The following is a 26,958-nucleotide window of genomic DNA, read 5'->3' as shown; positions in this document are numbered from 1 at the left end:
CGGTCGCGGGGTGGAACAGGAATCGGTTCTCCCAGCTCAGGGGCTCGCGCCCGCCGAGGGGCTCGGCGAGGCCCCGGCCGGCGCGGTGGCCGAAGGCGTGGCGGCGGGGGTGCCGCCGGCCTTCTGCTGCGCCGCCTGGGCCGCCTTGATCGCGTCGCCGAGCGCCTTCTGGGCCTGGCCGTAGGCCGCCCAGTCACCGCTCTTGAACGCGTTCTGGCTGTCGTTGTACGCCTTCTCGACGTCCGCCCAGGCCTTCTGCAGCTCCGGGGTGGTGGCCCCGCCGGTGCCCGGGGTGGCCGGCGCCGTCGGGGTGGGCGTCGGGGTGCTCGGGGTCCCCGGGGTGGTCGGCGCGGTCGGCGTGGTCGCCGGGGCGGCACCCGCGAAGACCTTCTTCAGCGCCTCCTCCAGGGTGTTCTCGAACGCCACGTTGTCGTTGCCGTACACCGCGAGCACCTTCTGCAGCGTCGGGTACTTGGCACCGCGCCCGCGCACGTACACCGGCTCGACGTTGAGCAGGCCGCCGCCGACCGGCAGGGTCAGCAGGTTGCCGTACTCCAGCTCGGAGTCACCGCCGCTCTTCAGCAGGGTGATCTGCTGGGCCACTTCCTGGCGGGAGTTGAACTGCGACTGCACCAGGTTGGGCCCGAGGGTCTTGCTGTCCCCCGGCACCTTGAGCAGCCTGATCTTCCCGTAGTCCGGCCCCGGGTCGGCACTGACCGCCATGAAGGCCGCCAGGTTCTCCCGGCCGCTCGGCACGAAGGTGCTGGTCAGCGAGAAGCTGGCGGAGGTGACCGCCGGGTCCGGCATCCGCACCGTCAGGTAGTACGGCGGCTGCGGCTGCTTGGTGTCGCTGGTCGGGTCGACCGGGATCTGCCAGATGTCGCTGCCGTTGAAGAACGAGTTGGCGTCCGTCACGTGGTACTGGCCGAGCAGGTCGCGCTGCACCTTGAACATGTCCTGCGGGTAGCGCAGGTGCGGCATCAGCGTGCCCGGGATGTCGGCCTTGGCCTTGACGGTGTCCGGGAACGCCTTCATCCAGGTCTTGAGCACCGGGTCGTTCTCGTCCCACTGGTAGAGCGTCACCTCACCGGTGTACGCGTCCACGGTGGCCTTGACCGAGTTGCGGATGTAGTTGACCTGGTTGGCGGCGGTCAGCAGCTCGCCGCGCTGGTTGGTCAGCGAGTCCTTGGTGGCCGTGCCCAGCGTCGTCTTGGAGGAGAACGGGTAGCCGTCGGAGGTGGTGTAGCCGTCCAGCACCCAGACCACCCGCCCGGGCCGGCCGTCCGGGCCGGGCTGCACGACCGGGTACGGGTCGGCGTCGATCGACAGCCACGGCGCGACCTTCTCCACCCGCTCCTTGGGCGTCCGGTCGTAGATGACCTTCGCGCCGTCGGTGATCGCCCCCGCGTAGAGGATCTGCGGCTCGGCGAACTTCACCGCGTACGCGGCCCGGGTGATCGGGTTGTCCAGCGAGACACCGCTGCCGCCGGTGTACTGGTACTGCTTGTTCTCACCGGAGTCGGTGGTGTAGTCGATCTCCTGGTTGGCACCGCCGACGATCGAGTACGTGCCGGTCTTCTCGCCGTAGTAGACCCGCTGCTGGTAGTCGCCCAGCGAACCGGTGGCCGGCAGGCCCGACTCGGTGAAGACCGGCTGGCCCTTGTCGTTGACCTGGTTGCCCTTGGCCACCACCGCGCCGTAGCCGTGGGTGTACTTGAAGTGGTCGTTGATCCAGTTGCGCTGCACGCCGTTGAGGTCCAGCTCACGCAGGCCGATCACGGTGTCCTGGGCGGTCTCGCCCTTGCCGTAGCGGTCCACGTCCAGCGTGGACGGGAAGGCGTAGTACGAGCGCTGCTGCTCGATCGACTGGAAGGTCGGCGAGACCACGTTCGGGTCCAGCAGCCGGATGTCCGCGATGGTCTGCGCGTCGGGCTTGAGCGCCTCGGCCGTGGTCGAACCCTGCGGGGTGTACTGGGTGGTCTGGCTGTCCGCGATCCCGTACGCCTGCCGCGTCGCGTCGATGTTCTTCTGGATGTACGGCGTCTCCTTGGCCTGCTCGTTCGGCTTGACCTGGAACTGCTGCACGATCGCCGGGTACACCCCGCCGATCAGCACCGCCGAGAGCACCATCAGCCCGAGGCCGATCAGGGCCGGTGCCCAGGTGCGGCGGATCGGGGTCAGGAAGAACAGCACCGCGCAGATGATCGCGACGAAGAACAGGATGGTCTTGGCCGGCAGGAACGCGTTGGCGTCCACGTAGCGCAGGCCGGTCCAGCCGGTGACGCTCTTGTACGAGCCGGTCTTCACCGCCAGCGCGTACCGGTCCAGCCAGTACGCCACCGCCTTCAGCAGCACGAACACGCCGAGCAGCACCGCGAGGTGGCCCTGCGCGCCGGCACTGGCCCGGCGGCCCGGGCCCTGCAGCCGCAGGCCCCCGTACAGGTAGTGCACCAGCGCCGAGGTCAGCAGCGAGACGATCACCGCGCTGAACGCGAAGCCGAGCAGGAACTCGTAGAACGGCAGCTCGAAGGCGTAGAACGAGACGTCCATGCCGAACTGCTGGTCCTTGACGCCGAAAGACGTCCCGTTGGTCCACAGCAGCCAGGTCCGCCACTGGCCCGAGGCGGCGGCGCCGGCCACCAGGCCGATCACCAGCGAGATCCCGATCAGCGCCCAGCGCTTGAACGGCGCCAGGCCGGCCCGGTAGCGGTCCAGGCTCTGCTGCTCCACCGACATCGCCGACAGCGGCGGCCGGAGCCGGTGCGCCAGCCAGATGTTGGCGCCCACGACCAGCGCCATCAACAGGCCGAAGACGGCGAACAGGCCGACCTTCGTCCAGAGCTGGGTGGTGAACACCGAGGAGTAGTGGACCGACTTGAACCAGAGCCAGTCCGTCCAGAACCCGGCGAACATGACGAACAGCAGGAAGAGCACCGCGAGTACGCCCAGGGTCAGCAGGAGTACCCGCGCCCGCCGGGAGGGCGGGCCTACCCTGCGCCGGAATCCCGGCCCTGAGCGTTCCGGCATCTGGAATACCACGGGGCACCTCAGCTGTGTCGTCTGGAATCGAGCGGTCGTCAGTGCAACTTAACCAGGCTTTAGCCGAGTTCCCACCGTTAGCAGACGGTTACTCCGGCGTTCCCCGGCCGCAGCCGTCCGGCCGTCCGGCCACCGGACGCGCCACCGGGCTCCGCCGCGGTCCGGGCAACCCCCGGGCGGCCCGCGGCCCCGCCAGTAGGCGCCGCGCCCGCCCCCGCCGGACCTGTGGCACCGCCCGGACCGCCCGGCGTGTGAGGATTGAGGCATGTCCGATGTCTCCAATTCCCCCGACGACGTCTCCAAGCTCCCGGCCGCGACCCCGCTGACCCGGGCCGCGCTGGAGATCGACGAGTACGCCGCCACCCTCGGCTGGGACCTCCCGGCCCGGCTGTTCGCCCTGGTGGACAGCGCGGCCCTGCTCAAGGCCGATCCCGGGATCGCCAAGAAGCTCGGCCTCTCCGACAGCCCGGAGGCCGGCCTCACCCCGATCGAGCAGGACGAACTGCCCGAAGGCATGGAGCTGGACAAGTTCCTGGGCACCATCGCCTGGCCCGACGCGGTGGTCGGCTGCGCCCTGGTGGTCGAGCGGCTGATGCTGCCGCCGGGCGCCGAGCAGTCCCGCCCGCGCAACGCCAGCGACGCCCAGCTCGCCGACTGGGTGGCCAACCACCCCAACCGCGAGGAAGTGCGGATCACCGCCGCCGTGCTGCGCGACGGCAAGCGGGAGATCGCCCTGCGGCTGCGCTCCAAGGACGTCGCCCGCGAGGTGCTGACCGGCCCCGACCTCGTCCCCGGCCTGACCGCGGCGCTGCTCGCCACCTTCTCCTAGGCCACGACCGGTACGCCGCGGGCCCCGGACGGGATCGTCCGGGGCCCGCGGCGTCCGGCCGGTCAGCCGGTGGCGCAGGAGGGCAGCGCGGCGGTCTGCCCGCTGCGCACCTGCTCCAGCGACTTCAGCGCGCCGTCCAGCGTCTCGGTCCTGATCAGGGTCAGTCCGGACGGGGTGTTCTTGCCGGCCTCGGCGCAGTTGGCGGCCGGGGTGAAGAAGTACTGGGCGCCGGCGTCCCGGGCCGCGATCAGCTTCATCGATATCCCGCCGATCGGCCCGACGCCGCCGGCGTCGTCGATGGTGCCCGTCCCCGCGACGAACTTGCCGCCGGTGAGGTCCTCCGGCGTCAGCTTGTCGATGATGCCCAGCGAGAACATCAGGCCCGCGCTCGGCCCGCCGACGTCCTGGAGGCCGATGTCGATCTGGAACGGGTAGGTGTGCCGCACGCCGGGCCGGATGCCGACCATGGCGGCGCCGGTGTCGGGGGACTTCACGGTCGGGACGGCGATGTCGGTCCGGGCCGCCGCCGGGTCCGCCTTGCTCGCGTCCTTGACCATCGGCACCACGGTGAAGACGGCCGTCTCGCCGGGCTGGTGCTTGGTGACGGCCTTCGCCACGCTGTCCGCGTCGGTGACCGGGGCGCCGTCGACCGCGATGATCCGGTCTCCGGCGTGCAGCTTGCCCTCGGCCGGGGCCCCGGCCGTGACCGACTGGACGATCAGCTCGTTACCGACCGGGATGCCGAGCTGGGTCAGCGCCGCCGTCCGCGCGTGGTCCTCGGAGAGCGCGAACTCCTCGGCGTTCTGCCGCTTGGCGTCGGCGTCCGTCTGGCCCTTCGGGTAGACGTTGTCGTGCGGTACCACCAGCACGTCGTCCCGGAGCCACCCGACCACCGCGTTGACCAGGCTGGGCTCGTACTTGGCACCGGTGACCTGGACGGTGGTCATGTTGAGGTGGCCGCTCACCGGGTAGGACTCGTGGCCGGTGACGGTGATCACCGGCGTGCCCGTCTTCTCCTGCACCCCGAGCGTGTTGTACGTCGGCCCCGGGCTCATCTCCGTGTACGGCACCTTCATCATCACCGACGCGCAGAGCAGCGCTATGAGCAGCAGGGTGGCGGCGAGCATCGTCGCAGAGCGGCGTGGCATGCCTCGACAGTACGGGACGCGCCCGACGCCACGCCCGCCGGGCTACCGGCCGGGGTCCTCGCCCGGGCCGGGGGCGGCGGTGGTGCGTTCCATGGCGGCCATGAAGCGCCGGTGCTCGGCGAGGGAGGCGGGGTCACCGGTGGCTCTGGGGGACCGCTGGGCCCAGCCCGCCCACACGGCGGCGAACAGTGCGGCGATGACAGGAATGATCAACCAGGCGAGCGCAGCCATATCAGTACTCCCAGCTCGTCGTGTCTATGAGCAGACTAACCACCCCGCCGGAGAACGCGGGTGGCGCCGTCCGGGTTACGGCACGGCCGATCGGCTCACTGCCAGGGAGTATCCGGGGCGCCGGCCCGGACCCGTTCGGGTGAAGGCCCGGCGCGCCTGCGCGTCGGCGGTGTCCGGGTGGGTCAGCAGCCGCCGGCGCCGACCCACTCCTCCTCGCCGTCGGAGAACACCTGGTGCTTCCAGATCGGCACCTCGTGCTTGAGGTCGTCGATCAGCCGGCGGGCGGCGGCGAACGCCTCGCCCCGGTGGGCGCAGGAGACGGCGACGATCACGGCCTTGTCGGTGATCTCCAGCCGGCCGATCCGGTGCACCGCGGCGAGCGCCCGGACCGGGAACTCCGCGACGACCTTCTCGGCGATCCGGCGCATCTCCTGCTCGGCCGAGGGGTGGCAGCTGTACTCCAGCGCGGCGACCGACTTCCCGCCGTCGTGGTCCCGGACCGTCCCGACGAAGACGGTCGTACCGCCGGCGGCGTCGTCGCCGACCGCCTCGTAGACCTCGTCGAGCGAGAGGGGGGTGTCGCGGACGGCGAGCAGGCGGATGGGGTCGTGGTTGTCGGCCATACCCCCATGATTCCCCATCGCGGGCGGCTTCGGGCAAGGGGGTTCCGTATCACGATTGGGAAATTTCGCATCGTGAGAATCGAGGCACGCCGACCGCGGCGGGCACCGGTGCGGCGGGCCCCGCCCGCCGCGGCCGTCGAAGGGTCAGAAGCGGCGCCGCTTGCGCGCCCGCCGGACCAGCGCGGCCGTACCGACCAGCGCCACCGTCGCCCCGGCCGCGCCCAGGCTGGTGGCGGCCTCCTTGCCGCCGAGCCGCCGCCCGGCCACCGCGTGCTTCCCGGAGACCTGCGCCAGCAGCTCCGCCAGCACCTGCTCGTTGGTGTAGGTCGGACGCCAGCCCGCCTCGTGCAGCCGGCTGCCGGACACCACCCAGGGGTACATCGTGTACGCGAGGTCCCCGGCCGGGGCCGGGGTCAGCCCGAGCCGGTGCAACCGGGCCGCGGTGCCCAGCGCGAGCGAGGCCGGCAGCTCCATCCGCCGGATGCCCGACAGCCGCTCCACGTCCTCCTGCTCCAGCCAGCCGTCGCAGCCGACCGTGACCTCGCCCTCGACCAGCCCGAGCGCCGCGTACTCCAGCGCCGCCGCCAGGTCGTCCACGTGGCAGAACTGCCAGCACGGCCGGGAGCCCGCCACCACCAGCAGCCGGGGCGCCTCGAAGTGCCGGGTCAGCACGGTGTCGACGCCGGGCCCGACCACCACGGCCGGACGCAGCACGGTCACCTGCAGCCCCGGGTGGGCCCGCGGGGCCCGCCGGGCCAGCCGCTCGATCTCCAGCAGGTCGCCGACCAGCGAGGCCTCCTCGGTGGCCCGCAGCTCGGAGTCCTCGGCCAGCGGCACCTCGTTGTCGGCGAGCGCGCCGTAGACCATCGCGGAGGTGCACAGCACCACCCGGTGCACCCCGGCCGCCGCGGCGGCGGTCAGCACGGTCTGCGCGCCGCGCACGTTGTAGGCGCTGCGGGCGCGCGGATCGGACTCCATCCCGAGGTCCATCGCCAGGTGGACGACCACGTCCACACCGGCCAGCCGCTCGGCCACCGCCGGGTCGCGGACGTCCAGGACGCGCCACTGCACGCCCGGCACCTCGCCCCGCCGGTCGTCGACGGCGAGCACCTTCCTCACCCCCGGCGAGGCGACCAGGCGGGCGGCGACGCGCTCGCCGAGCACACCGGCGGCGCCGGTGACGGCCACGGTCAGTGGCCTTCCGCCGTAGGCTGGAGGCGGCGACGCCGTGATGTCCGGGGCGTCCTCTCCTCCGGTCAGCCCAGAGCGAACGTCCGAAGGCGGGGAACTCACCGGCCATCCTCCACGGTTAGCTTATGTGCGTACGTGCGTGTGTCACGTACGTCCATCCTGCCCGAGGCGAAGGCCCGGCGGTGCACCCGGCGCGGACCAGCCGTGCGGGAGCCGCCCACCGAACGCGAGTCCCCCACTCCGCGGACCGTCCCGGGCGGGCCGTAATTCCGCCACCACCCCGCATGACGGCCGACCGGATCGAGGACCCCGTGAGCGACCTTCCCTTCGGATTCGGCGTTCCGCCAGAGGAGCCCGAGGACGGCAAGCCCGAGGACGGCAAGGGCAAGCCCGGCGACGAGCAGAAGAAGAAGGACCAGGGCGGCGAGCAGGGCGGCCCCCAGCCGTTCGGCTTCGGCGGGAACCCCTTCGGCGCGCTCTTCGGCATGGGGATGCCCGGCGCTCCCGGCGCTCCCGGCACCCCGAGCGGGCCCGGCGGGGGCGACAACCCCTTCGCCGCGATGTTCGGCGGCCTCAACCCCAACGACCTCGGCGCCGCCTTCCAGCAGCTCGGCCAGATGCTCTCGTTCGAGGGCGGCCCGGTGAACTGGGACCTCGCCAAGGACATCGCCCGCCAGACCGTCGTCGCCGAGCCCGTCGAGGGCAAGTCCAAGGACCGGTCGGTCGGCGCCTCCGAGCGCTCCGCCGTCGCCGAGGCCGTCCGGCTCGCCGACCTCTGGCTGGACGGCGCCACCGAGTTCCCCTCCGGGGCCGGCACCGCCGTCGCCTGGAGCCGGGCCGAGTGGATCGAAGCCACCCTGCCGGTCTGGAAGGACCTCGTGGACCCGGTCGCCGAGCGGGTGGGCACGGCCATGGGCGGCGTCCTGCCCGAGGAGATGCAGGCCATGGCGGGCCCGCTGATGGGCATGATGCGCTCGATGGGCGGCGCCATGTTCGGCAGCCAGATCGGCCAGGCGCTCGGCGCGCTCGCCGCCGAGGTGGTCGGCTCGACCGACGTCGGCCTGCCGCTGGCCCCCGCCGGGAAGGCCGCGCTGCTGCCGCAGAACATCGCCGAGTTCGGCGAGGGCCTGAACGTGCCCGCCGACGAGGTCCGGCTCTACCTCGCCCTGCGCGAGGCCGCCCACCAGCGCCTCTTCGCCCACGTGCCGTGGCTGCGCGCCCACCTGTTCGGCGCCGTCGAGGCCTATGCGCGCGGCATCAAGGTCGACACCTCCCGGATGGAGGAGCTCGCCGGCCAGCTCGACCCGAGCAACCCCGAGGCGCTCCAGGAGGCCCTGGCCGGCGGACTGCTCCAGCCCGAGGACACCCCCGAGCAGAAGGCCGCGCTCGCCCGTCTGGAGACGGCGCTCGCGCTGGTCGAGGGCTGGGTCGACGCCGTGGTGCACACCGCCGCCGAACCGCACCTGCCGCAGGCCGGCGCGCTGCGCGAGACCGTCCGCCGCCGCCGTGCGGCCGGCGGACCCGCCGAGCAGACCTTCGCCACCCTGGTCGGCCTGGAGCTGCGCCCGCGCCGGCTGCGCGACGCCGCCCGGCTCTGGGCGCTGCTCGCCGACGCCCGGGGCATCGAGGGCCGCGACGACCTCTGGCAGCACCCCGACATGCTCCCCACCGCCGCCGACCTGGACGACCCGGACGCCTTCGTGCACCGGGACACCGCCGGCGACACCGAGGGCGGCCTGGACTTCGACGCGATCGACAAGCTGCTCGGCGAGGCCGCCGCGGGCGGGCCGTCGAAGTCCTCGGAGCCCTCGGAGCCCTCGAAGCCTTCGGAGTCCGCCAGGCCCGACCTGGAGAAGAAGAAGGACGACGGCGAGGACGGGAAGGGCGAGCCGACCGCATGACGCTCACCGAGACGGGCGCGTCCGCCCTGCACGCGGCCGCGGTCCGCACCCTGAGCGGCTGGCGTCCGGCCGACCCGGACCAGGAGCGGCTGCGCCTCGACTACCTGGACCACCTGGCCGAGCAGCCCGAGGGCCTGTTCCGCTCCTGCCTGCCCGCTCACATCACCGCCAGCGCGGCCGTGGTGGACCCGGCCGCCGGGCGGGTGCTGCTGACCCTGCACCCCAAGGTCGGCCTCTGGCTGCAGATGGGCGGCCACTGCGAGCCGGGCGACCGCGACCTGGCCTCCGCCGCGCTGCGCGAGGCCACCGAGGAGTCGGGCATCCCGGACCTCGTGCTGCTGGCCGCCGACGGCGTACCGGTACCGGCCAAGCTCGACCGGCACCAGGTCCGCTGCACCGGCAAGGACCGGCCGGAGAACACCCATCTGGACGTCCAGTACATCGCGGTGGCCCCGCCCGGCGCCGAGGCGCTGATCAGCGAGGAGTCGCTGGACCTGCGCTGGTTCGGCTTCGACGAGCTGCCCGAGCTGACCGACCACTCGGTGCGCGACCTGGTGGCGCGCGCCCGGCAGCTCACCGGCTGAGGCGCGACAGACCTGAGGGGCGCGGGCCACAGGGGCCCGCGCCCCTCTGTCGTGCGTCCGTCCGCCGCTGACCCGCGCCCGTCCGCCCCGCGTCGCCCGCCGCCCGCGCCCGCCACGGGGGTGCGGCGCTCCGGTCAGCCGCAGGATCCGGCCGGCTCGGCCTCCGGCGGACCCGCGTGCCGGGCGCCCGGGATGTGCGGCAGCCGGGCCGCCGAGGCGACGCCCTCCAGATAGCCGCGGGCCCGCTCCGTCCGCGGGTACGCCTCCAGCAGGGCCCAGAACGAGGCGCCGTGGTCCGGCACCAGCAGGTGGGCGAGCTCGTGCAGCAGCACGTAGTCGACGACGTACTCCGGCATGCCCTGCAGCCGGTGCGAGAGCCGGATGGTCCGCTCGCTGGGGGTGCAGGAACCCCAGCGGGAGTTCTGGTTGGTGACCCAGCGGACCTGGACCGGCTGGGCGCGGTTGCCCAGGTAGGCGGCGGACAGCTCGCGCGCCCGGACGGCCAGCGCGTCGTCGCCGAGCACCCGGCGGCTCTCCTGGGCGGCCAGCTTCTCCAGCATCTGCGCGACCCAGCGCTGTTCCTCGGCGTGCGACATCCGGGCCGGGATCAGCACGACCGTGCGGTCGCCCTCACGGTAGGCCGAGACGGTGCGGCTGCGCCGGGCACTGCGGCGGACCTCCACCCGGGAGCGGTCGAAGGGCAGCTCGACGTGTTTGTCCGACGGCGCGGGGGGCTGCGCGGGCGCCGATCCGGGCTGTTGGTCCGGGCGCCCGCGCGTGCTCGGCGTCGCGACCTGGGACCCGGAGGCTGCACGGGCACGCCGACGCGACGCCGGGGGATGGGAGTCCCGTTCGGCTGCCATGGCACACGACGTTACCCGGTACCACTGACAGAAGTCCGCTGCCATGGCCGAAATCTTTCGTGGAGTGATCGGGAACGAAAGGCCGACGGCGGGTGTCCGGAATGCGACCCCGTACCGGCCGGCAGGTTATCCACAGGGCATGCGAACGGATCATTCGATCATGTGCTCGTGCCTGTGGACAACGCCGGGCACGGATCCGCGCCGATCGGGCAGGCTGGCCCCGGCCGTCCGGAAACGATCGGAAGGAAATCCACCGTGCGCCTCCTGCTGAAGCCCGCCCTCTCCCGCAGCTGGCGGGACTCCGAGACCCTGCAGTTCGGCACCGTCCGCCGGTACGCCGGAGTGGTCGAACGCGCGGACCGGGCCCGCTGCGACTTCCTCGGCCTGCTCGACGGGACGCGGGACCGGCCCGCGCTGCTGGCCGCCGGTGAGCGGGCCGGCCTCGGGCGCGAGCCGACCGGCGCGCTGCTGGACGAGCTGGAGCGGACCGGGCTGCTCGACGACGCCGAGGCGGCGGGCCGTGCGCTGGCCCGCTTCCCGCAGCCGCACCGGGAGCTGCTCGGCCCGGACCTCGCTTCGCTCTCCCTGGTGCACTCCGCCCCCGGCGCCGCCCCCGCCGTCCTCGGCCGCCGGGCCGACCACCGGGTGGAGGTGCGCGGGGCCGGCCGGGTCGGCGCCGCGATCGCCGCCGTCCTGGCGGCCGCCGGTACGGGGGCGGTCACCGTCACCGACACCGGCCGGGTGCGGCCCGCGGACTGCTCCCCCGCCGGCCTGCCGCCCGGCGAGGTCGGGCGGCTGCGGTCCACCGCCGCCCGCGACGCCGTCCGGCGGGCCTCGGCCCGCCGCACGGCTCCGGGCACCCGCCGCCCGTCGGCGCGGGACCTCGACCTGGTGGTGCTGGCGCCGAGGGACGGCAGCGGTGCCTTCGCCGGCGGCGCGGCCGAGGCCAGGGAGCTGCTGCGGGCCGGGGTGCCGCACCTGTACGTCGGGGTGGTGGAGGAGTTCGGCGTGGTCGGCCCGCTCGTCGTGCCCGGTGTCTCGGCCTGCGGCCACTGCCTGGTACTGGCCCGCGAGGACGAGGATCCGGCCTGGCCCCGGATCCTGGCCCAGCTCGCCGACGAGGGCCCCGGCCGGGCCCGCACCCCCGCCTGCGACACCGGCCTGGCGACGGCCGTGGCGGGCCTCGCCGCCCTCCACGCCCAGGTCTACCTGGACGGCGGCCGGCCGCCGAGCCTCGACGGCTGGTGCGAACTCTCGGCCGTCGACGGCATGCCCCGGCGGCTGCGGCTGAAGGGCCACCCCGACTGCGGCTGCCTCTGGCAACCGCAGCCGCCGGGATGACCGCGGCGGGGCGCCGCGGCGACCGCCGCACGACAGGTCGGAAAAGGGGGCCGGGACCGGGGCGGCGAGCGGGCACAATGGCGTAGTGATGGTCGGCCCCCGGTCGTGGGGTGCCGGGGGCGTGTGGATTGGAGGCCCGGGTGAGCGATCTTCCGCGCAAGGCAATGACCCGCACGGCACGGCTCGCAGCCCTGCCGCTGGGAATCGCCGGGCGGGCCACCCTCGGGCTGGGGAAGCGGATCGGCGGGCGCTCCGCCGAGGTGGTGACGGCCGAGCTCCAGCAGGCCACCGCCGACCAGCTCTTCAAGGTCCTGGGCGAGCTCAAGGGCGGGGCGATGAAGTTCGGGCAGGTGTTGTCCGTCTTCGAGGCCGCGCTGCCCGAGGAGGTCGCCGGGCCCTACCGGGCGGCCCTGACCAAACTGCAGGACGCCGCCCCGCCGATGCCCGCCGCCAAGGTCCACACCGCGCTCGCGGAGCGCCTCGGCGAAGGCTGGCGGGAGCTGTTCCGGGAGTTCGACGACCGGCCGGCGGCCGCCGCCTCGATCGGGCAGGTGCACCGGGCCGTCTGGCACGACGGCCGCGAGGTGGCCGTCAAGGTCCAGTACCCGGGCGCGGGCGACGCCCTGCTGGCGGACCTCACGCAGCTGAGCCGGGTGGCCTGGCTGCTCGGCCCGCTCATCCCCGGCCTCGACATCAAGCCGCTGATCACCGAGTTGCGCGAGCGGGTCGCCGAGGAGCTGGACTACGAGCTGGAGGCGCAGGCCCAGCGCCGGCACGCCGAGGAGTTCGCGGGCGACCCGGACATCCAGGTGCCTGGTGTGGTCGCGCAGGCCGACCAGGTGCTGGTCACCGAGTGGATGGACGGCACCCCGCTGGCCGAGGTGATCACCGGCGGCACCCAGGAGGAGCGCGACCGGGCCGGGCACCTGCTGGCCCGGTTCCTGTTCGCCGGCCCGTCCCGGACCGGCCTGCTGCACGCCGACCCGCATCCGGGCAACTTCCGGCTGCTCAAGGACGACGGCCCGGTCGCCGGCTGGCGGCTCGGGGTGCTGGACTTCGGCACCGTCGACCGGCTGCCGGGCGGGCTGCCCGCCCCGATCGGCGCCTCCCTGCGGATGGCCCTGGCGGGCGACGCCGCGGGCGTGCTGGAGATGCTGCGCGAGGAGGGCTTCGTCAAGCCCTCGATCGAGCTGGACCCGGACGCGGTGCTGGACTACCTCGTCCCGATCATCGAGCCGGCCGCGGTGGACACCTTCCACTTCACCCGGGCCTGGATGCGGGCCCAGGCCGCGCGGATCGCCGATCCGCGGTCGCCCGCCTACAACCTGGGCAAGCAGCTCAACCTGCCCCCGGCGTACCTGCTGATCCACCGGGTCACGCTGAGCACCATCGGGGTGCTCTGCCAGCTGGGCGCCAACGCGCCGTTCCGGGCGGAGATGCGGCGGTGGCTCCCGGAGTTCGAGGAGCGCCCCGCCACCCCGCCGAAGGCGCGCACCGCCACCAGGGCCACCAAGGCTGTCAAGAAGCCCTGACCGGTCCGGGCAGCAACGGCCGCAGGCCGCCCCCCGGTTCGGGGGGCGGCCTGCGGCACGACGGGGGTGGAACTCTTACGGCCCGGCGCGCTACATCAGCGCGACGGCGAGGGCCTTGCGGGCCCGCAGCGAGGCCCGTTCGGCCCTCAGCTTGAGCCGGCGGGCCCGGGCGACCCGGGAGACGAGCCGTTCGTGCTCGGCCTCTTGCAAGCGCTCTTGCATATGGGCACGGGCCAGGGATTCGTGGAGGAGTTGCATCTCAAGGGTCCTGTTCTGGATCTGAAGTTCGGTGGTCTGCTCGGCGCGGACGGTCGGGTCAATGGCGGCGGGGGTCATGTCGTGGTCCTGCTCGTGGTGCGACGTAGGGAAGTGGACGGTGCGGGCCGCGTCGGCCTTGGCGGCGGCGATTCGCACGGAGCGGCGAAGGGCGCTGTCCAGCGGGGGCTGCTCTCCCCGGCGGACGGCCTTGGCTCCGAGCGCGGGGTTCACGCTGCGACCTCGGTCTTGCGCGGGCGGCCACGCGGCCGCTTGCGGGCCACGACGACACCCTGGACGAAGAGCTCGCCACCCCAGACGCCCCACGGCTCGCGCCGCTCCAGCGCACCGGTCAGACACGCGTCCTTGACCGGGCAGGTGCCACAGAGGGACTTCGCGTACTCGACGTCGGCGGGCGTCTCGGCGAAGAAGACCTCCGGGTCGAAGGCGCGGCACGGGATGGGGAGACCGAGCGCCTCGGCCTGCTCGATGGTGGTGATCTGCATCAGGGAAACCTCCGGAGGGTCGGCCTGGTCGGCCGGGGTGATCTGGCTTGTCTGCGGTACGGACGGGATGGGCGGCGTGATGACCGTGGACACTGTGGGCGTCTTCCTCGTCTTTTCAGTGGGTCCGGCTCAGCTGACTGGTGGGGCTGGGCCGGAGGCCCCGGAGGGCCTGGGTGGTCTTGCGTACCGGACAAAACAGAAGGGCCGCGGATCCCGGTGTGACGGGTTCCGCGGCCCTGGAGGTGCCGACCTGAGGCTTCCTCAGGTTCGTTCTCTCCAGGGTTCAGGCCCGCGGAAGGCCCGCATCCGGACGGCCGTGGCTCCCGTAAAGGCGGCCATGGCCTGCTCGTTGATCTGCTGCTCGTTCTGCTTCTGGGCGTTTCCGGCACCGATGACCCGCGCATAGCCGCCATGCATGGCGGCGGCTACGGCTGCCTTCGGTGCCTGGGTCGGTCGCTCGTCACGCAGGGAGCGCGACGTGCTCACGGCCGCCCAGCCACGGGACAGACCGGTCTCGACAGAGGTGCCGTCAATACCGCCCGTGATATCCGCGCCGCAGGGGCCAGTGTGTCCAAGACCACTGACAACGGAGGCGACGGAAGCGGGAATGACGGAGGCACCCACGGCTTCGAGACCCAGACCGGTTCCACCCAGCTCGGCGAGAGCCCGCAGGCGGGCGGCACGCAGAGAGGCAGCGGCGACGACGGTCTGGCCAGTCAGTTTGGTGATCATGATGGTTTCCACTGTCTTCGCCTCCTCTCGGCGTCTCGCGGGGCCTGGTTTCCCGGGCTCCGAACTGTTCGGATGTCTGTCTCGGTGGTGCAGGTGATGCAGGTGGTGCGTGGTGCGGAGAAGCTGTCGGGCCCAGGAGGACATGGCACAGGCGTCACCCCGTGCGTTCGCGTCCCCTTGACCGCTCCGGCAGGCTATTGCGCTCCCGGTACGGCGCGCAAACTATTTTTCCGGCGAGTTTCTCGACGGCTTCCGAAGGAGCCCGGGGCATCGGCTCCGCCCGCCCCGGGGACCTCCCCGGGACCGGCTCAGGCCGGTTCGTCCGGATCGCCGTCCTCGACGTCGACCGGATCCTCCGTGAGCTCTTCCCCCGCACACAACGAGAGCACGGCGGCCCCGTACTTGTCCAGCTTCATCGCACCGACCCCCGAGATCACCGCCAGTTCCTGGGTGGTCGCCGGGACGTCCTCGGCGATCGCCATCAGCGTCGCGTCGGTGAACACCACGTAGGCCGGGGCGCCCTGCTTCTTCGCCTGCCCGGCCCGCCACTCGCGCAGCCGCTCGTACAGCGCCTCGTCCATCGTGGAGGGGCAGCTCTCGCAGCGGCGCAGCTTGCGCTCGACCGCCTCGGTGAGCACCCGCTCGCAGACCCGGCAGCGGACCGGGCCGCGCACCCGGCGCCCGGCGGAGCGCTCGCCGGCCTCGACGCCACCGCGCCCGCCCCGGCCCCCGGCGCGCGCGCCCGGTGCGCCGGAGTTCGGCCGCAGCCCGTCCAGGAAGCGGGTCGGCTTGCGGTTGCCCCGGCCGCCGGGCGAGCGGGAGAGCGACCAGGAGAGCGAGAGGTGCTTGCGGGCCCGGGTGACGCCGACGTAGAGCAGCCGGCGCTCCTCCTCGACCTGCTCGTCCGTCTTGGCGTAGATGATCGGCATGGTGCCCTCGGTGAGGCCGACCAGGAAGACGGCGTCCCACTCCAGGCCCTTGGCGGCGTGCAGCGAGGCCAGCGTGACGCCCTCGACGGCGGGCGCGTGCTGGGCCGCGGCCCGGCCGTCCAGCTCGGCGACGTACGCGGCCAGGTCGGCCGGCTCCCCGGCCGCCGTGCGGGTGCGCTCGAAGTCCTCGGCGAGCCGGACCAGCGCGGCCAGCGACTCCCAGCGCTCGCGCACCGCGCCGGAGCCGGCCGGCGGCTCGGCGGTGAAGCCCCGGGTCGCGAGCACCGCCCGGACCTGCGCGGCGAGGCCGGGGGTGCCGTCGGTGAGCGGGTCGGAGGCGGCCCGGGCGGCGCCGCGCAGCAGCACGCCGGCGTCCCGCACCTCGGGGCGCTCGAAGAACCGCTCGGCGCCCTTGAGCTGGTAGGAGACGCCGAGGTCGGCGAGTGCCTGCTCGTAGACCTCGGACTGGCCGTTGGTGCGGAACAGCACGGCGACCTCGCTGGCCCGCACCCCGGACGCCAGCAGCTCCTTGATCCGGCGGGCGGTGGTCTCGGCCTCGGTCGGCTCGTCCTCGTACTCGGTGTAGACGGGCTCGGGACCGGCCTCGCGCTGCGAGACCAGCTCCAGCCGGTGCCGGGCCGCCTGACCGCGGGCCTGCGCGAGCAGCCCGTTGGCCAGGTGGACGACCTGCGGGGTGGAGCGGTAGTCCCGGACCAGCTTGACCACCGTCGCCTCGGGGTGGCGGGTGCGGAAGTTCAGCAGGTAGTCGGGGGTGGCGCCGGTGAACGAGTAGATGGTCTGGCTGGCGTCGCCGACCACGCAGAGGCTGCCCGCGGCGGGGCCGGTCCACTGGTCGAGCAGCCGCTGCTGGAGCGGCGAGACGTCCTGGTACTCGTCGACGGTGAAGTGCCGGTACTGGGCGCGGACCTGGTCGGCGATGTCCGGGCGGTCCTCCAGGATCGCGGCGGTCAGCAGCAGGACGTCCTCGAAGTCGATGACGCCGCGGCGGCTCTTGGTCTCCTCGTACACCCGGTACACCTGGGCGATCTCGGCCGGGTCGCGCGGGGCCTCGCGGGCCGACTTCTGCACCGCGGCCGGGTAGTCGTCCGGGCCGATCTGGGAGACCTTGGCCCACTCGATCTCGGCGGTGAGGTCGCGCAGTTCGGTGCGCTGGACGCGCAGCCCGCAGCGCGCGGCGGACTCCGCGACCAGCTGGACCTTGCGCTCCACCAGCTGCGGCACCGGGCCGCCCACGGCGCGCGGCCAGAAGTACTGGAGCTGGCGCAGCGCGGCGGCGTGGAAGGTGCGGGCCTGGACGCCCTCGGCGCCGAGCTGGCGCAGCCGCCCGCGCATCTCCCCCGCCGCGCGGGCGGTGAAGGTGACGGCGAGCACCTGGGCGGGCTGGTAGACCCCGCTGCGGACTCCGTAGGCGATCCGGTGGGTGATGGCGCGCGTCTTGCCGGTGCCGGCGCCGGCGAGCACGCAGACGGGCCCCTGCAGGGCGGTGGCGACGGCCCGCTGCTCGGGGTCGAGCCCGGCGAGCACCGCGTCGGGGCCGGACGCGGCGCGGTAGTCGTCGAACGGGCTGCCGCTCAAGAGGTCTTCCTGCATGCGTTCCATCCTCTCAGCCCGGTGCGACAACCGGGGCGGGCTTGTCCACAGGCCCGGTGCGATCGCAGGATGAACGGTGCGCGCTCGGGCGTGCGAGGTCGATCTCACGCCGGGCGCACGCGGAATGACCGTTGCGTGACGGACGTTCCTCCCAGAGACCGCACGCCCTCTTTCCCGAAGGAGCCCCTCGATGTCCGGCAGCGTGACGATGTACAGCACGACCTGGTGTGGGTACTGCAACCGACTCAAGAGCCAGCTGACCCGTGAAGGCATCGGCTACACCGAGATCAACATCGAGGAGGACCCGAACTCGGCGTCCTTCGTCGAGTCCGTGAACGGCGGCAACCAGATCGTGCCGACGGTTCTGGTGACGCCGGCGGGCGGCGGCGAGCAGGTCGTGATGACCAACCCGAGCCTGATGCAGGTCAAGAAGGCCCTGGCGGCCTGACCCGCGACGACCCGCGGGGCCCGGGCCGGCGCACCTCAGGGGGCGTCGGCCCGGGCCGGGTCCACCGGCGCCGCGGGTGCGGGCAGCTGGGTCCGGGCGGCGAGGTCGCCGACGCCGTAGACCAGCCGGCTGCGGTCGGCGGAGTAGCGGGTCTCGATGACCCGGACGGGGCCGCGCCGGTCGTAGGTCACCCGGGTCTGGACCATCAGCGGCACCCCGGGGCCGCCCTGGAACCACTGCGCCTCCTCGGGGCCGGGCATCCGGGCCACCAGGTGGTCCACCGCCCCGATCTCGGTTCGGCCGAGCAGGGCGAGCACCGCCTCGTCCCCGCCGTCGATCTGGTCGGGCTCCATCAGCGGGGTGCCCGCGGCGAGGCCGGCCCGGTAGTGGCTCTCCTCGATCGAGTAGGGCTCACGGTCCAGCAGCCGGAGCTGGCGGCGGACCACGATCGCCTCGCCGGGCCGGAGCCCGAGCCGCTCGGCGATGTCGACCCGGGCCCGGACGATCATCATCTCGAAGTCGACGGTGAGCTCCCGGCCGGCGTCGGCGGCCTCGCCGAGGTAGACGGCGGTGGGCACGGCCAGGCAGTCCCGCGGCCCGGCGAGCGGGTCGCGCGGCCCCGGCGGCACCGGGGCCGGTCCGTAGGCGCGGTGGTCCAGGACGGGGTGCTCCCGGAGGTAGGTGCCCTTGCCCTGGAGCCGGACCAGCCGGCCCTCGTTGACCAGGACGTCGACGGCCAGCCGGACGGTGTTGCGGGCGACCCCGTACTGGCGCTCCAGTTCGCTCTCGACCGGGAGGGCGGCCTGGGCGGTGAATTCGCCCTCGGCGATCCGGCGGCGCAGATCGGCGGCGAGGCGCTGGTATTTGGGGGATTGGGTGGTGCCTCGGGGGATTGTCACCCGAGTGAATGTAGCGAGGGCGGTGACCCGGTTTCAGCCGATTCCGACAATGTCGACCCGGATCGGCGACGGCGGGCCAGCGGTGGGCACCCTGGCCCGCCGGAACACGGCAGGAGGCGGCCCCTCCGGATACGAACGTCAGCGCGCCCGACCGGCGCGAAATCCGTCCGGACCACCCGTTCGGCCGTGCCGGGCCCCTGGATGACCGGCGCGACGGAGGGCACGAAACGAAATCGGGGGCGCGCGGCAATAAGCCGCACGCCCCCGATTGTCGGAATTACCAGCGCGCCGCCGAAGGCAGCCGCTCCCCGTACCAGAGTTCGACCAGGTGACGGGCGATCGAAATCCCGGACGGCGGCAGGATCTCGCCCGCCGCCATGCCGGCCCGCAGCTCCTCCCGGGAGAACCAGCGCGCCTCGGCCAGCTCCTCGCCGTCCACGGTGATGGCCGTCCCGTCCGGGTCGGCCTTGCCCATGAAGCCCAGCATCAGACTGGACGGGAACGGCCACGGCTGGCTGGCCACGTAGGCGACCTCGGCCACCCGCACCCCGGCCTCCTCGAAGACCTCGCGGACCACGGCCTGCTCGATCGACTCGCCCGGCTCGACGAACCCGGCCAGGGTCGACCAGCGGCCCTCCGGCCAGAGCGCCTGCCGGCCCAGCAGGCAGCGGTCCTGCTCGTCGGTGATCATCATGATCACCGCCGCGTCGGTGCGCGGGTAGTGCTCGGCCGCGCAGGAGGTGCAGCGCCGGACGTGGCCGGCGCCGGCCTTCTCGGTCGGGTGCCCGCAGCGCGAGCAGAAGCTGTGCAGCCGGTGCCAGTGCTCCAGCGCGACGGCGTGCACCAGCAGCCCGGCGTCCCGGTCGGAGAGCATCCCCCCGACCTCGCGCAGCCCGGCCGGGCGGGCGTCGCCGTCGAGGCGCCCCGGCAGGCTCTCGCCGGCCAGCGCGAAGTACGACACCCCGTCCTCGTCGGTGCCGAGGAAGTAGCGGTCCCCGGTCTGCGGCGCCTCGAACGAGGGCATCAGCACCAGTTCGGTGCCCTGCCCGGTGTCCACCACGAACGCCTCGCCGCCGGCGATCGGCAGCACCTTGGTGGTCGGGTGGCTCCAGGCGGCCGCCAGCCAGGGCTCGTCGAACCGGTGCTGGGCCGCCCGGTCGACCCCGGCCCGGGCCAGTGCCGGGGGCAGCGGGCGTTCGGTCTCAGGCACGGTGCTCACTTCGTTCCATCCCCACGTGATGAATCATCCGGATGAGTGGTCTGTTCGCCAGGACGGGCCGCGGAGGGCGCCCCGCGGCCTTCACGCCGCCTCGCCGCCCGGCCGCCAGTTCTCGGCCAGGTCGGCCCAGAGGTAGGCGGTCGTCTCCACGCCCTTGGCCAGCAGGTCGAGCTCGACCTTCTCGTCGACCGAGTGCCAGCCGTCCGAGGGCACCGAGATGCCGAGGAAGAGCACCGGCGCGCCGAGCACGTCCTGGAGTTCGGCGGCCGGGCCGGAACCACCCTCCCGGGTGAACAGGATCCGCTGCCCGAAGGCCCGCTCCATCGCCCGGACGGTGGACCGCAGGGCCGGGTGGTCCAGCGGGGTCAGGCAGGGCCGGGTGGCGCCCGGGAACTCCAGCGCGTACCGGATGCCCTCGGGCACCCGCTGCGCCACCCAGGACCGGACGGCCTCCTGGACCCGCTCCACCTCCTGGCCGGCCACCAGCCGGAAGGAGAGCTTGAGGTGCGCCGAGGACGGCACGATGGTCTTGCCGCCGGGGCCGGTGTAGCCGCCCCAGATGCCGTTCACCTCGGCGGTCGGCCGGGCCCAGACGCGCTCCAGGGTGGAGTAGCCGGCCTCGCCGAGGGTGCCGTGCGACTTGGCGACCTTCAGCCACTGCCCCTCGTCGAAGGGCAGCTCGGCGAAGAGTTCGCGCTCGCGCGCGGTCAGCTCGACCACGCCGTCGTAGAAGCCCGGGACGGCCACCCGGCGGTCCTCGTCGTGCAGCGCCGCGGCCAGTTCGGCCGCGACCGCCGCCGGGTTGGGGACGGCGCCGCCGAAGGAACCGGAGTGGATGTCGCTGTCCGGGCCGTAGAGGTCGATCTGGGCGTCGGCCAGGCCCCGCATGCCGGTGCAGACCGTCGGCGTGGTCTCGGACCACATCCCGGTGTCCGAGATGATCACCACATCGGCGGCCAGCCGCCCGGCCTCCCGGCGGACCAGCGCGGGGAAGTGCGGCGAGCCGGACTCCTCCTCGCCCTCGATCAGCAGCTTGAGGTTGACGGCCGGCGCGGTGCGCCCGGTGGCGGCCAGGTGGGCGCGGACCCCGAGCGTGTGGAAGAACACCTGCCCCTTGTCGTCGGCGGCCCCGCGCGCGAACAGCTGCCGGCCGACCACGGTCGGCTCGAAGGGCTCCGTCGCCCAGCCGTCCTCCTTGGCGGCGGGCTGCACGTCGTGGTGCCCGTAGACCAGGACGGTCGGCGCGGACGCGTCCCCCGACGGCCACTCGGCGAACACCGCCGGCAGGCCGTCCGTCTCCCAGACCTCGACCACCGGGAACCCGGTCCCGCCCAGCTTCGCGGCCAGCCACTCGGCGGAGCGGCGGACCTCACCGGCCCGCTCGGGCTCGGCCGAGACGGAGGGGATGCCCAGCCAGTCGGAGAGGTCGGCCAGGAACTCGGCCTGGTGCCGGTCGATGAAGGAGCGGACGACGCTGTCCGGGGTTCTCGTCATACGGACGACTTTAGTTCGCCCGTGCGGGTGCCCGCCCCGGCCGTCCGGCCACCGGGCGCCGGACGGCCTGTAACGTCCGTCACCCCCGGCCGCGCGGGGGCGGCGGCCGGGGGTGACGGGGGACACGGGGAACGCGCGGTCAGCCGGAGCGGCGCAGCAGCGAGATCCGCGAGCGGGTGAGCAGCGTGGCCAGCCCCACCGCGAGCAGCGGCAGGACGATCACGGTGGCGCCGATGTCGAGCCACGGGAAGACGATCACGCTGTGGTCGGCCGTCTCCTCGGGGGACATCCCCGGGTAGGAGACGGACACGCCCTCCACCTTGCGCAGGGCCACCGCCGGCACCACCCCGGCGACCACGCCGAGCAGGGTGCCCATCGCGGCGATCACCCCGCACTGGAAGCCGGAGAGGCTGCGGCGGATCCGCGGCGCGGCGCCGACCGCCGCGAGGGTGGTCAGGTCGCGCTGCGAGTCGGCGGCGGCGAGCCCGGTGGCGATGCCGGCGGCGCCGAGCGCGACCAGGGCGGCGAAGCCCGTCAGACCGAGGCTGACCAGGTCGTCGTTGGACCGGAAGCCGCGCTCGACCCCGAACTGGGTGCCGTCGGCGAGCTTGTCGATCGCCGCCGTCGCCTTCTGCTCGGCGCTGTCGGACGGCGCCTTGGCGGGCAGCCAGACCGAACCGGCGTCATGGGTGCCCAGCCCGAGCCGGCCGGCGGTCTCCGGGCTCACCAGCGCCTGGCCACCGGTCGGGACGACGGCGCGGAACAGCACCGCGTCGACGGCGATCTCGTGGCTGGGCGTGTCGTGCACGGGCGAGGCGTTCAGCTTGTTCGACTGCTCCTCGGCCGGCTCCGTCACGCTCACGACGAGCTTGCCGTCCTTGACGTAGTCGGCGTCGAACACGACGGCCTTGCCGGCGGCCAGCGCCTGGCCGGCGGCCGGGTCGTCCACACCGAACAGGTTGCGCAGCAGGGTGGCGTCCCCGGCGGCCACCATGCTGAACGGGTTGACCCGGTAGGAGTGGTTCGCCCTGCAGCGCGCGTCCTCCTTGCGGAGCCGCTCGGCCTCGGCCGGGGCGATGGCCTCGCTGCCCTTGTCGAACAGCGGGCAGCGCAGCTCCTTCGGCAGCTCGGTGGTGACGTAGCCGCAGTTGCCGTGCGTCCGGTCGCAGTCGCCCTTGAGGCCGACCTCCTGCACGTCGGCGCGCCGGCCGAGGTCGGGGATGTTGCTCTCGACGGCGCCGCGCAGCTGGGGCAGCAGCTTCCCGTCGGCGGCCGAGCCCCAGCCGCTGCTCACCGTGACCGCGCCGGCCGGCGCGGCGGCGACGTACTCCCGGCGGTGCTCCTCATGGCTGCTGGCGGTGTAGATGCCGACGGCGACCGAGCCGGCGACGGCGGCCATCACCGCCGCGACGGCGGGGGCGGTGCGTCCGCGGTGGCGGACCGAGTCGCGCAGCGCGAGCCGGGGGCCGAGCGGCAGCCAGCGGCCGATCCGCCCGAACAGGCCGACCAGGTAGGGCGTCAGGGCGACCATGCCGAGTTCGGCGATCATCGAGCCGCCGAGCACGGCCGTACTGCGGTTGCCGAAGCCGCTGGTCGCGCCGAGCAGGGCGAGCGCGGCGCCGCCGGCCACCATCAGCAGGCCGAGCAGCGCGAGCTTGCGGCTCGGCGGCTTGAGCGAGTCGCGGCCGGTCAGCGCGGCGACGACGTCCTGCCGGGAGGCCTGGACGGCCGGGACGACGGCCGCGAGCAGACCGGTGACCAGGCCGATGCCCAGGACGCCGAGCAGGTCGAGCGGCTGGAGGTCGAAGTGGCCGAACCGCTCGCCGGCGTAGTTCTCGGCCTGGGTGCGCAGCACCGCGACCAGGCCGACGCCGACGGCCAGACCGAGGGCGGCGCCGGTGACTCCGAGCACGACCCCGCCGCCGAGGACGACCGCGCGGACGTCGGCCCGGTTACCGCCGCCGGCGGCGAGCAGACCGAGCTGGCGGCGGGAGCGCCTGGCCCCGACGGCGAAGGCGGGGCCCGCGAGGAGCACGATCTCCAGCAGCGCCATGCCGACCACGGTGGCGAGGATGACGACGGAGGTCCGGTCGAGGTAGGGGGTACCGCCGCTGCTCTGGCCCTTCTGGGCGTAGAGCGGCACCTCGGAACGGGCCGGCGGGTCGAGCAGCACGCTGCGGGAGGCGACGGTGAAGCCGTACTTGTTGAACTCGGTCACCTTGGGCCAGTCGATCGCGGCCCCGGCCGGGAGCTTGACCAGCCAGCGGGCGCTCTCCCCCAGCGCGGAGCGGCCGAGGCCCTTGTCGGCGCCGGGCAGCTTCATCAGCGGGTCGACCAGCGCGCCGGGGCGGGCGATCAGCCCGGTGGCCCGCAGGTCGCCGGGGTACTCGGCGACGGCCGTGATGGTGAAGGGGGTGGCCTCCAGACCGCGCGGGGAGGTGCGGTCGCCGATCCTGAGGCCGGAGCGGTCGAGGAAGTCCCGGGTGACGGCGACCTCGTGGCCGGCGCTCGGGGCGCGGCCCTCGACCACGTCGATCCGGCCCTTCCAGACCGGGTCGTTCAGGTCGGCCTCGGCGGTCCGCACGCTGAGCAGGCCCTGCACGGTGCTGGTGGGGACGTACGGGCCCTCGCGCAGCGGGACGAGCGTGGTGCCGGCCGGGACCAGCTGCCTGACCAGTTCGGCCGGCTCGGTGTCGAGGCTGCGGCGCTGCTCGGGCGTGTACTGGGGCCGGCCGTTCTCCACCTTGGCCTCGTCGGCGCCGGTGAGGTCGAAGGGCTGGTCCGGGTCCGGTGCCTGCAGGATGATCGAGCCGCGGTCGACCATGTGGATCTCGGCGTCGGACTGGCCCATGGTGCGGACGATCCGCTCGACGGGGTCGAGTTCGGCGCTGCGGAAGAACACGTCGGCGCCGGTGACGCCGAGCACGGGCAGCGCGACCATGGCGACCACGAGCGCGCTGCGGCCCTTGGCGCGCAGGGCGTCCCGTCGGGCGATCCGCAGGGCGACCCGCCAGGCGCTGAACCTCACTGCGCCACCGGGCCCTTCGCGTTGGTGGCCGCGGAGACCAGCAGGGTGCCGGCGTCCTGGCTGATGCTCTCGTCGACCATGCGGCCGTCGCGGAGGAAGACCACGCGGTCGGCCCAGGCGGCGTGCCTGGCCTCGTGGGTGACCATCATCGCGGCGGCGCCGGCGTCGCAGCGGGCGCGCAGCACGGCGAGGACCGACTCACCGGTGGTGGAGTCGAGGGCGCCGGTGGGCTCGTCGGCGAGGACGAGCCGGCGGTCGCCGATCAGCGCGCGGGCGATGGCGACGCGCTGCTGCTGCCCGCCGGACATGTCGTCGGGGAAGCGGTCGGCGAGCTCGGGGATGCCGAGCTCCTCCAGCGCGGTCATCGCCTCGCGGCGGGCGGCGCGGCCGGAGAGACCGTCGAGCTCGCGCGGCAGCGAGACGTTCTCGGCCGCGGTGAGGGCCGGGATCAGGTTGTAGTCCTGGAACACGTAGCCGACCGAACGGCGCCGGACCTCGGCCAGCTTCTTGCGGTTGAGGCCGCCCAGGGCGGTGCCCTCGACCAGGACCCGACCGCTGCTCGGGGTGTCCAGCCCCCCGGCGAGCGTCAGCAAGGTCGACTTGCCGGAGCCGGAGGGCCCCATCACGGCGACGAACTCGCCGGGGTGCACCCGGAGGTCCACCCCGCGCAGCGCGTGCACCTCGGCCGCGCCCTGGCCGTGCACCCGGGTGACGTTGTCCAGGTGCAGCACCGGTTCGGTGCCGAGCCTGCTCGGATCGGTGTGGATCACACTTCCCCCTGCTGTTCTGGGCCCGGGGTCGCGGATGGCGGCCGGGCCGTGGTTCATGAAGTCCGTACGGGTTCAGGCCCGGGTGCGGCGCCGCCCGCGCCGGACGACCTCGGGCTCGGCGGCGCGGGCCTCGGCGGCCCGGGCCTGTTCGATCTCGGCGTGCTGGGCGAGGCGGGTCTCGCAGTGGTCGAGCCAGCGGATCTCGGCCTCGGTCTGGAAGATCAGCTGTTCGAGGACGAGCAGCCAGGCGAGGTCGGCGCCGGGGGCGGCCGACGGGCCGGCGCCGCCGGGGCGGGCCTCGCCGGTCAGCGCGCGGGCCTTGAGCCGGGTGTAGTCCTGGAGCGCCTTGATGCTGTGCCGGCGCTGGCCCTGGACGACGGCGGGCACGTCCACCCCGGGGACGGTGACCGCCATGGCCAGCTTGATCGCCAGCTCGTCGCGCGGTGGGCTGGTCCGCGGCACCGGGGTGTCGAACCAGGTGCGCAGCTCCGCGCGTCCTGCTTCGGTGACCGCGTAGAACTGGTGCCCCTCCTCGTCCTCCCCCGCGGGCTCGACCAGGCCGTCGCGCTCCAGGCGGGACAGGGTGGTGTAGACCTGGCCGACGTTGAGCGGCCAGGTGGCACCGGTGCGCGCCTCGAACTCGGTACGCAGCTGGTAGCCGTAGCGCGGGCCCTGGTCGAGCAGGGCGAGCAGACCGTGACGGATGGACATACCGAGTATGTATACCCGGTATGCCCGGCGGGCTCAAGCGGCGCCCCCTCCCGGCGAGCGGGTACCGTCGTGCGGTGTGAGCCAGTTGCGCATCGCCACCTTCAATCTGTTGCACGGTCAGCCGCTCGCCCCGGACGGTGCTCCGCGGCCCTACCCCGCCGACGCCGGTGGACCGTTGGCGCAGGCGGTGGCCGCGCTGGACGCCGACGTGCTCGCCCTCCAGGAGGTGGACCGCTACCAGGCCCGCTCCGGCGGCACCGACCAGGCCGCCGTCGCCGCCAAGGCGATGGGCGCCGCGGACTGGCGGTTCGCCGCCGCGCTGCACGGGCGCCCGGCGCCGGTCGCGGGCTGGGTGCCGGAGCCCGCCGTCCCCGCCGGACTCCAGGTGTACGGGCCGAACGAGGTCGGCGACGACGCGCCGCCGTCGTACGGCACCGCACTGCTGACCCGGCTGCCGGTGCGGCACTGGCGGGCCCGGCGGTTCGCCCCGGCCCCGTTCGGGCTGCCGCTGCGGGTGGCCGGCCGGCGCGGGCTCACGCCCGTCCCGGACGAGCCGCGGGCCGCGCTGGCGGCCGTACTGGAGGGCGAGCACGGGCCGTTCACCGTGGTGGCGGCGCACCTGTCGTTCGTGCCCGGCTGGAACATGGCGCAGCTGGCGGGGATCCGGCGCTGGATCGCCGACCTGCCGCAGCCCTACCTGGTCCTGGGGGACTTCAACCTGATCGGCGCGGTGCCCCGGACGGTGCTGGGCGGGGCCACCGCGCTGGACCGGACGGCGCCCCGGGCACGGGTGCGCGAACTGCGGGCGGCCCGGCGGGCCCGGCCGGCCCTGGTCGAGCCGCGCCGGCGGCGGGTGCGCGAGCCCCGGGCGCGGCTCCAGGGCTGGTACGACCTGGCCCGCACGCCCACCTACCCCTCGCACCGGCCGGCCGTGCAGTTCGACCACGTGCTCGCGGTGGGCGTGCCGCGCACCGCGGTCGGCCCGGCGGCCGCCCCGCGGACGGTGGTGTCGGACCACCGCCCGCTGGTGGTGGAGGTCGGCCTCTAGGCGGTCCGGCCGGGCCGCCCGGTGCC

The 26,958-nt window shown here is 73.9% G+C and carries 23 protein-coding genes; 7 read left to right on the top strand and 16 right to left on the bottom strand.

The genetic code is table 11. The features are described from left to right. Nucleotides 1-36 precede the first annotated feature (36 nt). Nucleotides 37-3,027 carry a UPF0182 family protein gene (locus tag ABZ495_RS08310; RefSeq protein ID WP_359803242.1) on the bottom strand — a complete coding sequence of 997 codons (2,991 nt, stop codon included), beginning with the start codon at nucleotides 3,025-3,027 and terminating at the stop codon, nucleotides 37-39. Between the two features lie 277 nt (nucleotides 3,028-3,304). Here ABZ495_RS08310 and ABZ495_RS08305 point away from each other — a divergent pair, with 277 nt between their 5' ends. Next, nucleotides 3,305-3,868, top strand: a complete 564-nt coding sequence (locus ABZ495_RS08305) for a PPA1309 family protein (RefSeq protein ID WP_329489516.1) — start codon at nucleotides 3,305-3,307, stop codon at nucleotides 3,866-3,868. 62 nt (nucleotides 3,869-3,930) lie between these two features. Here the strand turns inward: ABZ495_RS08305 and ABZ495_RS08300 are convergent, their stop codons facing one another. The 4 genes from ABZ495_RS08300 to ABZ495_RS08285 all read right to left on the bottom strand — a co-directional run bounded on the left by ABZ495_RS08300 (nucleotide 3,931) and on the right by ABZ495_RS08285 (nucleotide 7,103). Then, a complete protein-coding gene (locus ABZ495_RS08300; protein ID WP_329489515.1) occupies nucleotides 3,931-5,016 on the bottom strand; it encodes a PDZ domain-containing protein in 1,086 nt (361 codons plus the stop codon). Nucleotides 5,017-5,058: 42 nt separating this feature from the next. Further along, on the bottom strand, nucleotides 5,059-5,247 hold the full coding sequence (locus tag ABZ495_RS08295) for a hypothetical protein (protein ID WP_329489514.1): 189 nt from the start codon (nucleotides 5,245-5,247) through the stop codon (nucleotides 5,059-5,061). A gap of 182 nt (nucleotides 5,248-5,429) precedes the next feature. After that, complete coding sequence (locus ABZ495_RS08290) at nucleotides 5,430-5,870, bottom strand: molybdenum cofactor biosynthesis protein MoaE (RefSeq protein ID WP_329489513.1); 441 nt, start codon at nucleotides 5,868-5,870, stop codon at nucleotides 5,430-5,432. A 144-nt stretch (nucleotides 5,871-6,014) separates the two neighbouring features. Then, on the bottom strand, nucleotides 6,015-7,103 hold the full coding sequence (locus ABZ495_RS08285) for an NAD-dependent epimerase/dehydratase family protein (RefSeq protein WP_329492240.1): 1,089 nt from the start codon (nucleotides 7,101-7,103) through the stop codon (nucleotides 6,015-6,017). A gap of 269 nt (nucleotides 7,104-7,372) precedes the next feature. Here ABZ495_RS08285 and ABZ495_RS08280 point away from each other — a divergent pair, with 269 nt between their 5' ends. Continuing rightward, nucleotides 7,373-8,962, top strand: coding sequence for a zinc-dependent metalloprotease (locus tag ABZ495_RS08280; RefSeq protein ID WP_359834978.1), 1,590 nt, complete (start codon nucleotides 7,373-7,375; stop codon nucleotides 8,960-8,962). Then, complete coding sequence (locus ABZ495_RS08275; protein ID WP_359834976.1) at nucleotides 8,959-9,546, top strand: NUDIX hydrolase; 588 nt, start codon at nucleotides 8,959-8,961, stop codon at nucleotides 9,544-9,546. The genes ABZ495_RS08280 and ABZ495_RS08275 overlap by 4 nt, the downstream gene beginning before the upstream one ends. Before the next feature lie 134 nt (nucleotides 9,547-9,680). Here ABZ495_RS08275 and ABZ495_RS08270 read toward each other — a convergent pair whose 3' ends face one another. Then, nucleotides 9,681-10,250: a M48 family metallopeptidase gene (locus tag ABZ495_RS08270; protein ID WP_329492238.1), complete on the bottom strand. Its 570-nt coding sequence runs from the start codon at nucleotides 10,248-10,250 to the stop codon at nucleotides 9,681-9,683. Nucleotides 10,251-10,664: 414 nt separating this feature from the next. Between ABZ495_RS08270 and ABZ495_RS08265 the strand changes: the two genes are divergently transcribed. Together ABZ495_RS08265 and ABZ495_RS08260 are read left to right on the top strand one after the other, a co-directional pair. Beyond that, complete coding sequence (locus ABZ495_RS08265) at nucleotides 10,665-11,750, top strand: ThiF family adenylyltransferase (RefSeq protein ID WP_359803248.1); 1,086 nt, start codon at nucleotides 10,665-10,667, stop codon at nucleotides 11,748-11,750. 140 nt (nucleotides 11,751-11,890) lie between these two features. After that, nucleotides 11,891-13,282 (top strand): AarF/ABC1/UbiB kinase family protein, encoded by a 1,392-nt coding sequence (locus ABZ495_RS08260; RefSeq protein WP_359803250.1) that lies wholly within the window; start codon nucleotides 11,891-11,893, stop codon nucleotides 13,280-13,282. 90 nt (nucleotides 13,283-13,372) lie between these two features. On the opposite strand, the gene ABZ495_RS08255 is transcribed toward ABZ495_RS08260, so the two are convergent. The 4 genes from ABZ495_RS08255 to ABZ495_RS08240 all read right to left on the bottom strand — a co-directional run bounded on the left by ABZ495_RS08255 (nucleotide 13,373) and on the right by ABZ495_RS08240 (nucleotide 17,315). After that, the gene (locus ABZ495_RS08255) at nucleotides 13,373-13,771 is read right to left on the bottom strand and encodes a hypothetical protein (RefSeq protein WP_359834974.1); all 399 of its coding nucleotides are present in this window, start codon (nucleotides 13,769-13,771) and stop codon (nucleotides 13,373-13,375) included. Continuing rightward, nucleotides 13,768-14,085, bottom strand: coding sequence for a WhiB family transcriptional regulator (locus tag ABZ495_RS08250; RefSeq protein ID WP_329492237.1), 318 nt, complete (start codon nucleotides 14,083-14,085; stop codon nucleotides 13,768-13,770). Before ABZ495_RS08250 ends, ABZ495_RS08255 begins: the two co-directional genes overlap by 4 nt. Nucleotides 14,086-14,304: 219 nt before the next feature. Further along, nucleotides 14,305-14,787 (bottom strand): hypothetical protein, encoded by a 483-nt coding sequence (locus tag ABZ495_RS08245; RefSeq protein ID WP_359803252.1) that lies wholly within the window; start codon nucleotides 14,785-14,787, stop codon nucleotides 14,305-14,307. 296 nt (nucleotides 14,788-15,083) lie between these two features. Then, nucleotides 15,084-17,315, bottom strand: coding sequence for an ATP-dependent DNA helicase UvrD2 (locus tag ABZ495_RS08240; protein WP_329489506.1), 2,232 nt, complete (start codon nucleotides 17,313-17,315; stop codon nucleotides 15,084-15,086). Between the two features lie 190 nt (nucleotides 17,316-17,505). Here ABZ495_RS08240 and ABZ495_RS08235 point away from each other — a divergent pair, with 190 nt between their 5' ends. After that, on the top strand, nucleotides 17,506-17,763 hold the full coding sequence (locus ABZ495_RS08235; RefSeq protein ID WP_329489505.1) for a mycoredoxin: 258 nt from the start codon (nucleotides 17,506-17,508) through the stop codon (nucleotides 17,761-17,763). Between the two features lie 35 nt (nucleotides 17,764-17,798). On the opposite strand, the gene ABZ495_RS08230 is transcribed toward ABZ495_RS08235, so the two are convergent. The 6 genes from ABZ495_RS08230 to ABZ495_RS08205 form a co-directional block, all read right to left on the bottom strand. Continuing rightward, complete coding sequence (locus tag ABZ495_RS08230; protein WP_359803254.1) at nucleotides 17,799-18,662, bottom strand: GntR family transcriptional regulator; 864 nt, start codon at nucleotides 18,660-18,662, stop codon at nucleotides 17,799-17,801. Between the two features lie 277 nt (nucleotides 18,663-18,939). Continuing rightward, nucleotides 18,940-19,881: an NAD(+) diphosphatase gene (nudC, locus tag ABZ495_RS08225; protein ID WP_329489503.1), complete on the bottom strand. Its 942-nt coding sequence runs from the start codon at nucleotides 19,879-19,881 to the stop codon at nucleotides 18,940-18,942. A gap of 81 nt (nucleotides 19,882-19,962) precedes the next feature. Further along, nucleotides 19,963-21,375 (bottom strand): dipeptidase, encoded by a 1,413-nt coding sequence (locus ABZ495_RS08220; protein ID WP_329489502.1) that lies wholly within the window; start codon nucleotides 21,373-21,375, stop codon nucleotides 19,963-19,965. Nucleotides 21,376-21,514: 139 nt separating this feature from the next. After that, nucleotides 21,515-24,403, bottom strand: coding sequence for an ABC transporter permease (locus ABZ495_RS08215; RefSeq protein ID WP_359834972.1), 2,889 nt, complete (start codon nucleotides 24,401-24,403; stop codon nucleotides 21,515-21,517). Continuing rightward, on the bottom strand, nucleotides 24,400-25,173 hold the full coding sequence (locus ABZ495_RS08210; protein ID WP_329489500.1) for an ABC transporter ATP-binding protein: 774 nt from the start codon (nucleotides 25,171-25,173) through the stop codon (nucleotides 24,400-24,402). Before ABZ495_RS08210 ends, ABZ495_RS08215 begins: the two co-directional genes overlap by 4 nt. Before the next feature lie 72 nt (nucleotides 25,174-25,245). After that, nucleotides 25,246-25,884, bottom strand: a complete 639-nt coding sequence (locus ABZ495_RS08205; RefSeq protein WP_329489499.1) for a PadR family transcriptional regulator — start codon at nucleotides 25,882-25,884, stop codon at nucleotides 25,246-25,248. Nucleotides 25,885-25,960: 76 nt separating this feature from the next. Between ABZ495_RS08205 and ABZ495_RS08200 the strand changes: the two genes are divergently transcribed. Further along, a complete protein-coding gene (locus ABZ495_RS08200; RefSeq protein WP_359803258.1) occupies nucleotides 25,961-26,932 on the top strand; it encodes an endonuclease/exonuclease/phosphatase family protein in 972 nt (323 codons plus the stop codon). Nucleotides 26,933-26,958: the final 26 nt, after the last annotated feature.

The organism is Kitasatospora sp. NPDC005748 (genome assembly GCF_040630735.1).
GTDB lineage: Bacteria > Actinomycetota > Actinomycetes > Streptomycetales > Streptomycetaceae > Kitasatospora.
The sequence above is the reverse complement of the archived record's forward strand: the minus strand, read 5'-3'. Positions and strand labels throughout refer to the sequence as shown.